Genomic DNA, 13992 nt, shown 5'->3' with positions numbered 1-13992 from the left:
TGCGACCGTTATGTGACGATTAGATGACAATCGACTAACTCAGCGATTGCTGGGCGAAATGCGTCCGGACGCGCGGTTGCGCGCGCCCGGATCCATACAACCTGCCAGTTTCAGGCGATCATTTGTGACGTTCGGACCTCAGCGCCAGGAACAGACACCAAGCCATCGCCAGCACCACGATCGTGAAGGGAATCCCCATCGACACGGCGGCCCCCTGCAGGGCGTTCAGCCCGCCACCCAGCAGCAGCGCGATGGCCACCAGCCCCTCGAACGTGCACCAGAACACGCGCTGCGCCACCGGGGCGTCCATCTTGCCGCCGGCGGTGATCGTGTCGATCACCAGCGACCCGGAATCCGACGATGTGACGAAGAACACAACGATCAGCACCAGCGAGACCGGCGCGGTGATGCTGTAAAGCGGCAACTGATCCAGCATCCTGAACAGCGTCAGTTCGGGCTTGTATGCCGCGACCACCTCGGCCACGCCGTCATAGCCGCCTGCCATCTGGTGCAGCGCCAGACCGCCGAACACCGACATCCACAACGCGCAGACGAATGACGGTACCACCAGGACATACAGCACGAATTCGCGCACCGTCCGCCCCTTCGAGATGCGTGCGATGAACATGCCGACAAAGGGTGACCAGGCGATCCACCACGCCCAGTAGAAGGTCGTCCAGCCATGCATGTAGCCATCGTCCGCGCGGCCTATGGGGCTGGACAGCGGTGCAAGCTGGATCAGGTAGTCGCGCAGCACGGCCCCGAAATTCGTCAGCAGAAACAGCGTCGGTCCGACCAGCAGGACGAACACGAACAGCACCGCCGCCAGCGCCATGTTGATTTCGGACAGGCGTTTGACGCCGGCATCCATGCCCAGAAGAACCGAACCCAGCGCGATGGCGGTTATGCCGACGATCAGCCCGACGATCAGCGTATCGGACACCGGCACCCCGAACACATCGTTCAGCCCCGCCGCAACCTGCTGCGCGCCAAGCCCCAGCGTGGTGGTCAGCCCGAACAGCGTCGCGAACACCGCCAGCGTGTCGATGACATGGCCGGGCCAGCCCCAGACGCGCTCGCCCAGAACCGGGTAGAACGCCGAGCGCAGCGTCATCGGCAGGCCCAGGTTGAAATAGAAGATCGCCAGTGCCAGCCCGACCACCACATAGACGGCCCAGGCATTCAGCCCCCAGTGAAAGATCGTGCCGACGATCCCCATCGTCTCGTTGCCCGCGACAGCGGGATCAAGACCAAGCGGCCAGGCATTCAGCTCGGGCAGCGTGTAATACATCGGCTCAAGCACGCTGAAGAACAGCAACCCGATCCCCATCCCGGCGGAAAACAGCATCGCGATCCAGCCCGGCAGGCTGTAATCGGGCCGCGCGTCACGCCCGCCGATCCTGACCTTGCCCAAGGGGGTGACGGCGATGAAGACACAGAACAGCAGCAGCAGGTTGACCGACCACATCAGATACCAGTCGAATGTGCTGGTCAGGAAAGGCCGCAACCAGCCGAAAAACGCCGCCGACGCCTCTTGGTTCAACAGCGCGACCACGACGAACAGCACGATCACGCCCGCCGATATGACAAAGACCGGGTTGTGGATATCCAGCCCCAGCGGTCGGATATTGTCCTGGCCCAGTTCGTAATCGGTATCGAAATCCATCACCCTCGGATCGGGATCCGGAATTTTGTTTGTATCGGTCATGTCGTCCCCGCCTGCGATAAGGATCCGCCCGACGTCTCGCCAGGACGGCAGAACATGGAACATGACAGCATTTTTAGCCCGTGATCACAACCCGGTGAGCCGGGCGCCGCAGCCCGATCAGCCGATTTCGCCCCGAACGCCGCCGGTCTGAGCGCGATCCATCAGCAGGTGATCCAGGATCACGCAGGCAGCCATCGCCTCAGCCACAGGCACCGCGCGAATACCGACACAAGGATCGTGGCGGCCCTTGGTGATCAGCTCGATCTCTTCGCCCTGCCGGTTGATGGTGCGGCGCGGCGTGGTGATGGAACTGGTCGGCTTGACCGAGAACCGCACCACGATGGGCTGCCCGGTGCTGATTCCGCCCAGAATGCCGCCCGCATGGTTCGACAGAAAGATCGGCCCGTCATTGCCCATCCGCATCTCGTCGGCATTGGCGGTGCCGGTCAGGGCGGCCGCAGCCATCCCTTCCCCGATCTCGACCCCCTTGACCGCGTTGATCGACATCATCGCGGCGGCCAAGTCGGTGTCCAGCTTGGCATAGACCGGTGCGCCAAGGCCGGGTGGGCAGCCTTCGACCAGCACCTCGATCGCGGCGCCGACGCTGTTTTGATCCTTGCGGATGCCGTCCAGGTAATCCGACCAGGCATCTGCCGCCGTTGCATCGGGCAGGAAGAACGGGTTTTCCGGGATCGCGCGCGCATCGAATTTCGCGCGGTCCAGATGCATGTCGCCCATCTGCACCATGTAGCCGATGATCTTCAGATCCGGCAGCAGATGGGCCAGAACCGCCTGCGCCACGCCCCCGGCGGCGACCCGCGCCGCCGTTTCTCGCGCCGACGACCGCCCGCCACCGCGATAGTCGCGCAGCCCGTATTTCAGGTGATAGGCGATATCGGCATGGCCGGGGCGGAAGCTGGTCGCGATATCCCCGTAATCCTTGCTGCGCTGATCGGTGTTTTCGATCATCAGCTGGATCGGCGTTCCAGTGGTGCGGCCCTCGAAGACGCCCGACAGGATCCGCACCTGATCCGCCTCGCGGCGCTGGGTGGTGTGCTTGCTGGTGCCGGGACGGCGGCGATCCAGGAATTGCTGGATAAAGTCTTCGTCCAGCGCGACACCGGGCGGCACGCCATCGACCGTCGCGCCCAGCGCGGGGCCGTGGCTTTCGCCCCAGGTGGTGAACCGGAACTCGCGGCCGAATGTGTTGAAGCTCATGGCTGTTCTCCGGTCAGGGCCTTCAGTTCATAGATCAGGTCCAGCGCCTCGCGCGGGGACATCGCATCGGGATGCACGTCTTTCATGCGCGCGTCCAGAGGACCGTCCTTCGCCTTCGACGGCGCGGGTGCGGGCGGCACGGCGCGGAACAGGGGCAGATCGTCGATCAGCGCGGCCGGCCGTGCCGCACCTTCCCGTTCGCCCGACTCCAAGGCGTCCAGAACCTCTCGCGCGCGATCCACGACCGAGGCCGGCAGCCCAGCCAGCCGTGCGACCTGCACACCATAGGACCGGTCCGCCGCGCCCTTGCGAACCTCGTGAAGAAAGATCACGTCGCCGTCCCATTCGCGAACCGCGACGGTGGCGTTCTCGACCCCGTCCAGCTTGGCAGTCAGGGCGGTCATTTCGTGGTAATGCGTGGCAAACAGCGCGCGGCATCGGTTGACGGCGTGCAGATGCTCCATCACGGCCCAGGCGATCGACAGCCCGTCCCAGGTCGCCGTGCCACGCCCGATCTCGTCCAGGATGACCAGCGCATGATCGTCGGCCTGATTGAGGATCGCCGCCGTCTCGACCATCTCGACCATGAAGGTGGACCGGCCCCGCGCCAGATCGTCGGCGGCCCCCACGCGGCTGAACAACTGGCTGACCATGCCGATATGGGCATGACGCGCGGGCACGAAGGCCCCGGCCTGCGCCAGCACCGCGATCAGCGCGTTCTGCCGCAGAAAGGTCGATTTACCGGCCATGTTCGGGCCGGTCAGCAGCCAGATCGCGGGGGTATCGCCCGCCGTCAGATCGCAGTCATTGGCGACAAAGCTTTCGGATTTCCGCTTCAACGCGCGTTCGACCACGGGATGGCGTCCGCCCTCGATCTGAAAGGCCCGGCTGTCATCGACCCGCGGGCGCGTCCATCCCTCGCCGGTGGCGATGTCGGCGAAGGCCGCGGCCAGATCGATCTCGGCCAGCGCCCGTGCCGCCTGCCCGATCTGCGCCGCGCGGTCCAGCACCGCATCGCGCAGCCGGGCAAAGATGTTCCTTTCGATCTGCAGCGCGCGGTCGCGGGCGTTCAGGATCCGGGTTTCCAGCTCGGACAGCTCGACCGTGGTGAAGCGGATCTGGTTGGCGGTGGTCTGGCGGTGAATGAAGATATCGGACATCGCCCGCATCCGGTCGGCATGCGTGGTCGTCGTCTCGATGAAGTATCCCAGCACGTTGTTATGCCGGATCTTCAGGCTTTGCACACCGGATTTCGCGGCATAGTCCGCCTGCATCGAGGCGATCACGCCGCGCCCCTCGTCGCGCAGTCGGCGGGTCTGATCCAGATCTTCGTCGTATTCGGGGGCGACGAATCCGCCGTCGCGGGCCAGCAGAGGCGGCTCGGCCACCAGCGCATCGTCCAGCAGGTCGATCAGCTCGTCATGGCCGGTCAGATCCCGCGCGGCCCGGGCCAGCACCCGGGTTGCATCCGCCGGCATCCGCGTGGCGATCCCGGCGCCCTGTGTCAGCCCGGCACGGATCGCCGCCAGATCCCGCGGCCCGCCCCGGTCCAATGCCAGGCGCGACAGCGCGCGATCCATGTCGGGCACGTGTCCCAACGCGGCGCGCAGATCCGCCGACAGCCGCGCGTCATCGACCAGCAGCGACACCGCCTCCTGCCGCGCATGGATCAGCGCCAGATCACGGCTTGGCGCGCTGATGCGCCGTTCCAGCAGCCGCGCCCCGGCCGCCGTCACGGTGCGATCGATGGCGGTCAGCAACGACCCCTCGCGCCCACCCGACAGGGCCTGGGTCAGTTCCAGGTTGCGGCGCGTCGCGGCATCGATCTGCATCGCGCCGCCTGCGTTCTCGCGCAGCGGCGGGCGCATCAGCGGCAGCCTGCCCTTCTGCGTCATGTCCAGGTAATCGACGATCGCGCCCATCGCGGCCAGTTCGGCCCGGCTGAAATTGCCGAACCCGTCCAGCGTCTCGACCCCGTAAAGCGCACATAGCCGCCGCGCACCCGACGCGCTGTCGAAGGCACCGGCGGGCAGATCGGTCAGTGCCGCCCCGGCATCGGCGGCCAGATCGTCCAGCCCCGCATTCTCGACGGCCAGCAATTCGCGCGGGGCAAGCCGCGCCAGTTCCGGCGCAAGCCGGGACAGCGGGCAATCCATCACCTGAAACGCGCCGGTCGAGATATCGACCCAGGCCAGCGCGGCCTGATCGCGGACCTGCGCGAAGGCCGCCAGGAAATTGTGCCGTCGCGCCTCAAGCAGCGATTCCTCGGTCAGCGTGCCGGGCGTGACAAGCCGCACCACGTCGCGCGCAACAACGGATTTCGATCCGCGCTTCTTCGCCTCGGCCGGGTCCTCCATCTGTTCGGCGATGGCCACGCGAAACCCCTTGCGGATCAACGTCAGCAGATAGGATTCGGCGGCATGGACCGGCACGCCGCACATCGGGATGGGCTGACCCTGATGCGTGCCGCGTTTCGTCAGCGCGATGTCCAGCGCGGCGGCGGCGGCGACCGCGTCATCGAAGAACATCTCGTAGAAATCGCCCATGCGATAGAACAGCAGCGCGCCGGGATTGGCATCCCGGATCGCCAGATACTGCGCCATCATCGGTGTGGGCTGATCGCTCATGGATGTCCTTCGCCTGCCTTTGCCGGCGTTTCTAGCTGTCTGCGCGCGGCTTGGAAACCGCGCTTTCACCTTGCAGCGCGCCGCATTCGCACTATGTTTCCGGGATACCTCGGGGGGCCCTGACCGGCTGAGACGCGACACGCGGACCCGTTGAACCTGATCCGGTTAAAACCCGGCGGAGGGAAGGTGGCGCTGTCCTTTCTTTCGAAACACCGAAGACGAAGGAGGACCGGCGATGACAAAGACCCTGATATCCGTTGCCCTGCTGGCCGCGACCGCTGCGGGCGCGTCGCCTGCCGCGGCCCAGGACAAGCCAGTGCTGACCGTCTATGCGGGCGACTACATCGCCAGCGAATGGGGCCCCGGCCCGAAGATCGAAACAGGGTTCGAGGCGTTCTGCGACTGCGATCTGCAGTTCGTGACCGGCGACATCCTGCCCCGCATCCTGATGGAAGGCGAGAATACCGATGCCGACATCGTCTTCGGGCTGAACACCGACGTGACGGCCCGCGCCCGCGCCTCGGGGCTGTTTGCCCCGCATGGTCAGGACACGACCGACATGACGCTGCCGGTCGAATGGTCCGACGATGTCTTCCTGCCCTATAACTGGGGCGAGACGGCGTTCATCTATGACGACACGCGGCTGGAAAATCCGCCAGCCAGCTTCGACGAACTGCTGAATGCGCCCGACGACCTGAAGATCGTGATCCAGGATCCGCGCGCCTCGATCTCGGGACTGGCGCTGCTGTTGTGGGTCAAGGGCGTCTATGGCGATCAGGCGCCCGAGGCGTGGGAAAAGCTGGCGCCAAAGGTGCTGACCGTCACCAAGGGCTGGTCGGAAAGCTATGGCATGTTCACCGACGGCGAGGCCGACATGGTGCTGTCCTACACGACCTCACCCGCCTATCACATCGCGGCCGAGGACGATCTGACCAAGAAGGCCGCGATCTTTCCCGAAGGTCACTATTTCATGGCCGAACTGGCCGCGCAGGTGAAAGGTACCGACCAGCCGGAACTGGCACAACAGTTCATGGACTGGATCCTGACGCCCGATTTCCAGAAGACCATCCCGTTGGCCAACTGGTCGCTGCCCGCCAAGCTGCCGGAAGACGAATGGCCGCAGGTGATGCGCAACCTGCCGCGCCCCGAAAAAACCCTGTTCTACACGGAAGAAGAGGCCGAGGCGCTGCGTCAGCCCGCGCTTGACGAATGGCTGCGCGCGTTCTCGCGCTGAGATCGGGCCTTGGCGGGCCGGCGGTCGCCGCCGGTCTGGGGGCGCTGATCCTTGGCACGCTGGCCGCCGTCGCGTGGCAGGCGCAGGGCCTTTCGGGGCTGGGCCCATGGGACTGGCGCGCGGTCCGCTTTACCGTCTGGCAGGCGGCGCTGTCAGCGGCGCTGTCGGCGGTTCTGGCGATCCCCGTGGCGCGCGCGCTGGCCCGGCGGCGCTTTGCCGGGCGCGGCGCGCTGGTCACGCTGCTGGGGGCGCCGTTCATCCTGCCGGTGATCGTGGCGATCATGGGGCTGATCGCAGTCTTCGGCAGAAACGGCGCGATCAACGAAGCGCTGCGCGGCGCGGGCCTGCCGGAATTCATCATCTATGGCTGGCAGGGGGTGATCCTTGCGCATGTGTTCTTCAACCTGCCGCTGTCGGTCCGGCTGATCCTGCAGGGCTGGCAGGCGATCCCGGCCGAGCGTTTCCGGCTGGCCGAAAGTCTTGGCTTCGCGCCGCGTGACGTGGCCCGGCATCTGGAACGCCCGATGCTGCGCGCGGTTCTGCCCGGTGTCTGGCTGGCGGTCTTCCTGGTCTGCCTGACCTCGTTCGCGGTGGCACTTACGCTGGGGGGCGGACCATCCGCCACCACGGTCGAGCTGGCCATCTATCAGGCGTTCCGGTTCGATTTCGACCTGGGCAAGGCCGCGACACTGGGGCTGGTGCAGATCGGGCTGTGCCTTGCGGCGATGGTGCTGGCACGGCGGATCAGCATTCCCGCCGCGTTCGGCACCGGGCTTGACCAGACTCAGGGGCCACGCGGGCCGCGCGGCTGGCGCGTCGGAACCGATGCGCTGGCCATCATGCTGGCGGCGCTGTTCCTGCTGTGGCCGATCATGGCGGTCACGGTGCAGGGCCTGCCGCGCATCCCCTCCCTGCCGCCCGAGGTCTGGACCGCGGCGCTGCGGTCCGTCGTCATGGCACTGATTTCGGCCGGGCTGGCGCTGGCGATGTGCCTGACGCTGGCGCTGGCCATCGCGCGCGGTCGCGCCGCCTGGATCGAGGCGGCCGGGATGCTGCCGATCATTGCCTCGCCGCTGGTCCTTGGCACGGGGTTGTTCATCCTGCTGCGCGGATGGTTTTCAACCGACGCGCTGGCACTTCCGGTGACCGTGGCGATCAACGCGATCATGGCCCTGCCCTTCGGGCTGCGCGCGCTGATCCCGGCAGCACAGGCCCTGCGCGAGGATTACGGGCGGCTGGCGGATTCGCTGGACATGCGCGGGCTGGCACGGCTGCGGCACCTGACGCTGCCCCGGCTGGCCCGGCCGCTTGGCTTCGCGGGCGGTCTGGCCGCCGCACTGGCGATGGGCGATCTGGGGGTCATCACACTGTTTGCCACCGATCAGCCGACCCTGCCGCTGAAACTGTATCAGCTGATGGGGTCCTATCGCATGACCGACGCCTCGGCCTGCGCCGTCTTGCTGATGGCGATCAGCTTTGCCCTGTTCTGGCTGTTCGACCGAGGAGGCCGCCTTGCTTGAGTTTCGCGACACCATCACCACGCGTGGCGATTTCACCCTGCGGGCCGATCTGCGGATCGAACCCGGCCTGCGCGTCGCGATCATCGGTGCCTCGGGGTCGGGCAAGTCCACGCTGCTGTCGCTGGTCGGCGGATTCCTGACGCCCGATCAGGGACGCATCTTGTGGAACGGGCAGGACATCACCCACCTGCCACCGGGCGAACGGCCCGCGTCGTTCCTGTTTCAGGACCAGAACCTGTTTCCGCATCTGACCGTCGCGCAGAATGTCGGGCTGGGGCTGCGCCCGGATCTGCGGCTGAACGGTGCGCAGCAGGCGCGGGTCTCGCAGGTGCTGGATCAGGTCGGGCTGGACGGCATGGCCCGGCGCCTGCCCGCCAGCCTGTCGGGCGGCCAGCAAAGCCGTGTCGCCTTGGCCCGCGTCCTGCTGCGGGCAAGGCCGATCCTGCTGCTGGACGAACCCTTCGCCGCGCTGGGACCGGCGCTGAAGACCGAAATGCTGGACCTGCTGTCGGATATCGCGGACCAGACCGGCGCGACGGTGCTGATGGTCACTCATGATCCGCGCGACGCCCGCGCCTTCGCCACCGAGACGGTCCTGATCCAGGATGGCCGTGCCGATCCGCCGACGCCCACCGGCCCGCTGCTGGACCATCCGCCGCCCGGCCTGCGCGCCTATCTGGGTTGATAAGCCTCGACTCAGGCTGTTCCGGCCTCTCAATGTTAAATTGCGCCACCCGATCGATATATAACGATCCGGATTCGCTAAATATATCGCATCAGTAACATATTTTTCACGGATGTTTCACGCCGCGTCGCGACCCTTGAAGCCCGGTTCAATCCAGACCGAAAACAGGAAAGGAAAGATCATGGTTTTCTGGGTAGGCACTAACGGAAACGACACGGCGCCCAACTCGAACGGTGCCGACCAGCTTTACGGGCTGGGCGGCAACGATCGCATCAACGGGCTGGGTGGCAACGACTATATCAGCGGCGGGTCGGGCAATGACAGCCTGACCGGTGGCGGCGGAACCGATACAGTTTACGGCGGCACCGGAAACGACACGATCCGGTCCAGCGGGTTCGGCGTGTATGACGGTGACTCCGGCAACGACTATGTCTATGCCGGCCTCGGCACGCCGGAAACGCTGCGCGGCGGCACCGGCACCGACTGGCTGAACACCACCAGCTTCAGTGGCAACTACACGGTCAACCTGACGACCGGGGCGACCAATTTCGCCGGCGAGAGCTTTATCGAGTTCGAGAATCTTTATTCCGGCAGCGGCAACGACATCCTGACCGGCACGACTGGCGCAAACCGTATCTATGGCAATGCCGGGAACGACCGGATCAACGGGCTGGGCGGCAACGACTATATCAATGGCGGCTCGGGCAATGACATCCTGACCGGCGGCGGCGGAAGAGACACCGTCTATGGTGGCATCGGCAACGACACGATCCGGTCCAGCGGTGCGGGCGTCTATGACGGCGATTCCGGCAATGACTACATCTATGCCGGCCTCGGCACGCCCGAGACGCTGCGCGGCGGCACCGGCACCGACTGGCTGAACACCGCCAGCTTCAGCGGCAATTACACGGTCAACCTGACGACCGGCGCGACCAATTTCGCCGGCGAAAGCTTTGTCGAGTTCGAGAACCTCTATTCCGGCAGCGGCAACGACCGGCTGACCGGCACATCCGGTGCCAACCGGATCTATGGCAATAATGGCAACGACACGATCAACGGGCTGGGCGGGAACGACTATATCAGCGGCGGCGCCGGCAATGACAGCCTGACCGGCGGCGGCGGAACCGACACTGTCTATGGCGGTTCGGGCAACGACGCGATCCGGTCCAGCGGGTTCGGCGTCTATGACGGGCAGAGCGGCAACGATGTCGTCTATGCCGGCCTGGGCACGCCCGAAACGCTGCGCGGCGGCAGCGGCACCGATCTTCTGGACACGACCAGCTTCAATGGCAATTATCGCGTCGATCTGGACAGCGGCGCCACCAACTTTGCCGGCGAAAGCTTCACCCAGTTCGAGAATCTGCGTGCGGGCAACGGCAATGACTCGCTGTATGGCACGGCGGACTCGAACCGCATCTACGGCGATGACGGGAATGATCTGATCCAGGGCCGCGGCGGGAACGACTATCTGTATGGCCAGGACGGCAACGACCGCGTGTATGGCGGCGGCGGAAATGACGGCATCTCCGGCGGGAATGGCCATGACAGGCTGTATGGCCAGTGGGGCAACGACCGGCTGTATGGCAATAACGGCAATGACTCGCTGGCAGGCAACGGCGGCAACGACAGTCTGTATGGCCAGTCGGGCAGCGACCGGCTGTTCGGCGGCGATGGAAACGACTTCCTGAATGGCGGCACCGCCAATGACCAGCTTTACGGGCAGAACGGCAACGACACCCTGGTCGGCGGCAGCGGCGCCGACGAGTTGACCGGCGGCGGCGGCGAGGATGTCTTCCGCTTCTACAGCACGTCCGATTCACCCTTCGGGAATTCGACCAATTACGACACGATCCGCGATTTCCAGGGCGCCGGCATCAATCTTGTCTCGGCGACCGAGGATCGCATCGACCTGTCCTCCATCGACGCGAATGTGCACCTGGCGGGCAACCAGGCCTTCTCCTTCAACGGCACCACCGCAGGTGGGGCAGGCACGATCTGGATGCAGAATGTCGGCAACCAGACCTGGCTGCGGGTCAATACCGACAATGACGCGGCCCCCGAGATGACAGTCAGGATCATAGACGGGGTGGATGACGCCAGCGACTACTGGGCCGGCGATTTCATCCTCTGACCCGGGTTCGATTCAGCTTCGGGGCGCGGCCGTCACTGGCCGCGCCCTTCAGGCATGCGGTCCGGCCCTGTCGCGTCGGCGGGATGGGCGTCGGCACCGGCCCCGCCGGGCCGGGCCAGCGCGATCGCCTGCAGGACGACCTCGGCATCGCCTATATGGTTGGCCAGCAGCAGAACCAGCCGCGACCAGATCTTCAGGCTTTCGGCTTCGGTCCGGTCCTCGTGCAGACGCAGCAGCGCGGCATACAGATCGTCATGACCCGACAGGTTCACATCGGTTCTCAGTTCGGCCATGGCGTTCCCCCGTTGGCGCGCGACAGGGCCGCCCCGATCCGGTCCCTGTCGGGTTGCATCCATCGCGCGGCGACATACTGATCGGGCCGCACCAGACAGGCCGCGCCGGCCGGCAGCCCCAGCCGTCGCGCCGCCGCGCCTTGGGTGGCCACGACGCACAGCCCCGCCGGAACCTCGCCCTGCCATCCGTGGACCAGCAGCACGAAATCGTCGCCCAGCCGTTCCAGCAGCCAACCGTCCCCAAGCGGGGCGTCCGGAACCGGCGCACCGGGCGCCACGCCGCCCTGCCACCCATCCTCGTCCGGCGTGGACAGCGGGCTTTCGGGATAGGCGACCGCTGTGGACAGCCGCCCCGAATTCACGAATGGGCGCGCGAACTCATGGTCCTGTGCCAGTTCCAGCACAGCGTCGCGCAGCGCCTGGCTGGCCGGAGATTTCGGCGTCAGGAAATCCGTCGAGCGGGTCGAGTTCAGGATGTTCTCATCCGCCGTCAGGACCGCTTCGTGGTCATAGCTTTGGACCAGGCGCTGATCCGCCTTTCCCCTCAGGACCAGGTCCAGCTTCCAGCCCAGATTGTCGATATCGGCGAACCCGCCATTGCAGCCCCGCGCACCGAAGGGCGACACAAGATGCGCCGAATCGCCCGCGAATATCACGTGTCCGTGGACGAACCGGGCCATGCGCCGGCACTGGAACGTATAGACCGAATACCATTCCCGTTCGAATTCGACATCGCCGCCCAGCATGGCGCGGATATAGGGCTCGACATTCTCGGGTCGCGTGGCGGCATCGCGGTCGATATCCCAGCCCAGCTGGAAATCCAGTCGCCAGACATCGTCGGGCTGACGATGCATCAATGCCGATTTGCCCGGATTGAAGGGCGGATCGAACCAGAACCAGCGTTCGGGCGGCATCTCGTGGGTCATCCGGATATCGGCGATCAGGAAATTGTCCTCGAAGACGCGGCCTTCGAAATCCAGCCCCATCCGCGCGCGCACGGTCGAGCGTGATCCGTCGCAGGCGATCAGCCAGTCGGCCGTCAGCCGATAATCCGTCCCGGCGGCCAGGATATCCAGATCCACCCCGTCATCGCGCGGCGTGACCTGTTCGATGCTGTGCCCCCAGCGGATCTCGACATTGGGCAGCGCCAGCAACGCATCCAGCAGAAATTCCTCGACATAGTATTGCTGGATGTTGATGAAGCCGGGCCGCTTCTGGTCCTTCACCGGCAGCATGTCGAACTGATAGATCGGCTGCTGGCCGTCGCCCCGGAAAACCTTGCCGACATTCCAGGTCACGCCCTTGGCGACCACCGCATCGCCGACGCCCAAACGGTCCAGAATGTCCAGGGACCGCTTGGAAAAGCAGATGGCCTTGGAACAATGGGCGATGAAATCCAGCCGCGTGACCACCGTCACGCAATGGCCGCGCCGCCCCAGATCCAGCGCCATCGCCAGACCCACCGGACCTGCCCCGGCGATGACCACCCCGGCCTGATCGGTCCTGACGGATGGCGCGGGCGTCGCCCCGATCCGCCTGTAAACGGGGATGTCGTGATGTCCGCTCATGCCCTCTCTCCTCGCGTCAAGAGCCTAGTCCTGCAGCTTGGCCCACACCTCGCGGTCGCGTTCGGCCGTCCAGATGCGCGGATGTTCGATCCCGTCGAATTCGTCCCACAGACGCTGCACGTCGAAGGGCAGGCAATGTTCGAAGATCGGCCAGGAACCGAATTCGGGCGCCAGCGCGTCGCGGGTGGCCTCGAAGGCGGCCTTCAACGACCCGCCCGCCTTGTGGACGCGACCGACATTCTCGATCATGCCGTGCAGGAACTTGCGGGTCTGTTCGACCGCGGCGTCGGTTTCGGCCACACCCCGCGATACCGGGCCGCGCCCGCCGATCAGATGTTCGGCGCGATAGGCCTTGACGTTGTCCAGCGTCGCGCCGGCCCAGTCGAAATGATAGGCGTCGCCGGTATAAAGCGCGGCCTTGGACTCGACCAGATCGCCCGCGAACAGCGTCCGGGTCTTGTCGTGCCAGACCGCGATGTCGCCCCCGGTATGCCCACGTCCGAGAAAGCGCAGCTCCAGCCTGCCGCGATCTCCGCCCAGTTCGATGTCATGGTCCGTGGCGAAGGTGATCGTGGGCCAGGTCAGGCCCGGCACCTCGTCAGCGTTCTTGGCAAGGCGCGGCATCCGGCCGAATTCGCTTTTCCAGTCCTGTTCGCCCCGCTCTGCAACCAGATCGCGGCTGGCCTCGGACATGATGATGTCGCCGGCATCGAAGGCGCTGGCGCCCAGCACCCGGACGGCGTGGTAGTGGGTCAGCACCAGATAGCGCACCGGCTTGTCGGTCTGTTCGCGCAGGATCTTCAGCCAGTCGCGGCTTGCGGCAGGCGTAGCGCGGCTTTCGATGGCGACGACGAAATCCTCGCCCTCTATCGCACCGACATTCGGATCGCCCTCGGCGGTCAGCGCGTAGACCCCATCGCCCAGGATCTCCAGCGTGTCGGTCTTTTCGGATCTGTCGGCCGAGGAAGCGAAGGGTTTCGCCATGTCTCTCTCCCATTCTGTCAGGTG

General features: G+C 65.6%; 10 protein-coding genes and 1 riboswitch. Of the genes, 4 read left to right on the top strand and 6 right to left on the bottom strand.

Annotation, left to right across the window (positions count from 1 at the left end):
* Positions 1-118: 118 nt before the first annotated feature.
* The 3 genes from MU516_RS00920 to mutS form a co-directional block, all read right to left on the bottom strand.
* The gene (locus MU516_RS00920; protein ID WP_260275334.1) at positions 119-1708 is read right to left on the bottom strand and encodes a BCCT family transporter; all 1590 of its coding nucleotides are present in this window, start codon (positions 1706-1708) and stop codon (positions 119-121) included.
* Between the two features lie 117 nt (positions 1709-1825).
* A complete protein-coding gene (gene aroC / locus MU516_RS00915) occupies positions 1826-2926 on the bottom strand; it encodes a chorismate synthase (RefSeq protein WP_260275333.1) in 1101 nt (366 codons plus the stop codon).
* The gene (mutS, locus tag MU516_RS00910; RefSeq protein ID WP_260275332.1) at positions 2923-5553 is read right to left on the bottom strand and encodes a DNA mismatch repair protein MutS; all 2631 of its coding nucleotides are present in this window, start codon (positions 5551-5553) and stop codon (positions 2923-2925) included. Before mutS ends, aroC begins: the two co-directional genes overlap by 4 nt.
* A gap of 100 nt (positions 5554-5653) precedes the next feature.
* Positions 5654-5754, top strand: a riboswitch (TPP riboswitch).
* A 34-nt stretch (positions 5755-5788) separates the two neighbouring features.
* Between mutS and MU516_RS00905 the strand changes: the two genes are divergently transcribed.
* The 4 genes from MU516_RS00905 (at position 5789) to MU516_RS00890 (ending at position 11123) form a co-directional block, all read left to right on the top strand.
* Positions 5789-6787, top strand: coding sequence for a thiamine ABC transporter substrate-binding protein (locus tag MU516_RS00905; RefSeq protein ID WP_260275331.1), 999 nt, complete (start codon positions 5789-5791; stop codon positions 6785-6787).
* A complete protein-coding gene (locus MU516_RS00900) occupies positions 6763-8307 on the top strand; it encodes an ABC transporter permease family protein (protein WP_209054792.1) in 1545 nt (514 codons plus the stop codon). Before MU516_RS00905 ends, MU516_RS00900 begins: the two co-directional genes overlap by 25 nt.
* Entirely contained in the window at positions 8300-8992 is a 693-nt protein-coding gene (gene thiQ, locus MU516_RS00895; RefSeq protein ID WP_260275330.1) for a thiamine ABC transporter ATP-binding protein, read from the top strand. The genes MU516_RS00900 and thiQ overlap by 8 nt, the downstream gene beginning before the upstream one ends.
* Before the next feature lie 181 nt (positions 8993-9173).
* Positions 9174-11123 carry a calcium-binding protein gene (locus MU516_RS00890; RefSeq protein WP_260275329.1) on the top strand — a complete coding sequence of 650 codons (1950 nt, stop codon included), beginning with the start codon at positions 9174-9176 and terminating at the stop codon, positions 11121-11123.
* Between the two features lie 32 nt (positions 11124-11155).
* Here MU516_RS00890 and MU516_RS00885 read toward each other — a convergent pair whose 3' ends face one another.
* The 3 genes from MU516_RS00885 to MU516_RS00875 are packed head-to-tail and all read right to left on the bottom strand — an operon-like array spanning position 11156 to position 13968.
* Positions 11156-11416 carry a DUF2783 domain-containing protein gene (locus tag MU516_RS00885; RefSeq protein WP_260275328.1) on the bottom strand — a complete coding sequence of 87 codons (261 nt, stop codon included), beginning with the start codon at positions 11414-11416 and terminating at the stop codon, positions 11156-11158.
* Complete coding sequence (locus MU516_RS00880; RefSeq protein WP_260275327.1) at positions 11404-12984, bottom strand: FAD-dependent oxidoreductase; 1581 nt, start codon at positions 12982-12984, stop codon at positions 11404-11406. Before MU516_RS00880 ends, MU516_RS00885 begins: the two co-directional genes overlap by 13 nt.
* A 24-nt stretch (positions 12985-13008) precedes the next feature.
* A complete protein-coding gene (locus MU516_RS00875) occupies positions 13009-13968 on the bottom strand; it encodes an MBL fold metallo-hydrolase (protein WP_260275326.1) in 960 nt (319 codons plus the stop codon).
* Between the last annotated feature and the right edge of the window lie 24 nt (positions 13969-13992).

It is taken from the genome of Paracoccus maritimus, assembly GCF_025195095.1.
GTDB lineage: Bacteria > Pseudomonadota > Alphaproteobacteria > Rhodobacterales > Rhodobacteraceae > Paracoccus > Paracoccus maritimus.
This window is presented reverse-complemented; position numbering and strand designations above follow the sequence as displayed.

Coding starts and splice junctions, on each gene's coding strand:
- MU516_RS00920 (WP_260275334.1), bottom strand. CDS start 1,708: ATGACCGATACAAACAAAATTCCGGATCCCGATCCGAGGGTGATGGAT.
- aroC (WP_260275333.1), bottom strand. CDS start 2,926: ATGAGCTTCAACACATTCGGCCGCGAGTTCCGGTTCACCACCTGGGGC.
- mutS (WP_260275332.1), bottom strand. CDS start 5,553: ATGAGCGATCAGCCCACACCGATGATGGCGCAGTATCTGGCGATCCGG.
- MU516_RS00905 (WP_260275331.1), top strand. CDS start 5,789: ATGACAAAGACCCTGATATCCGTTGCCCTGCTGGCCGCGACCGCTGCG.
- MU516_RS00900 (WP_209054792.1), top strand. CDS start 6,763: ATGGCTGCGCGCGTTCTCGCGCTGAGATCGGGCCTTGGCGGGCCGGCG.
- MU516_RS00890 (WP_260275329.1), top strand. CDS start 9,174: ATGGTTTTCTGGGTAGGCACTAACGGAAACGACACGGCGCCCAACTCG.
- MU516_RS00885 (WP_260275328.1), bottom strand. CDS start 11,416: ATGGCCGAACTGAGAACCGATGTGAACCTGTCGGGTCATGACGATCTG.
- MU516_RS00880 (WP_260275327.1), bottom strand. CDS start 12,984: ATGAGCGGACATCACGACATCCCCGTTTACAGGCGGATCGGGGCGACG.
- MU516_RS00875 (WP_260275326.1), bottom strand. CDS start 13,968: ATGGCGAAACCCTTCGCTTCCTCGGCCGACAGATCCGAAAAGACCGAC.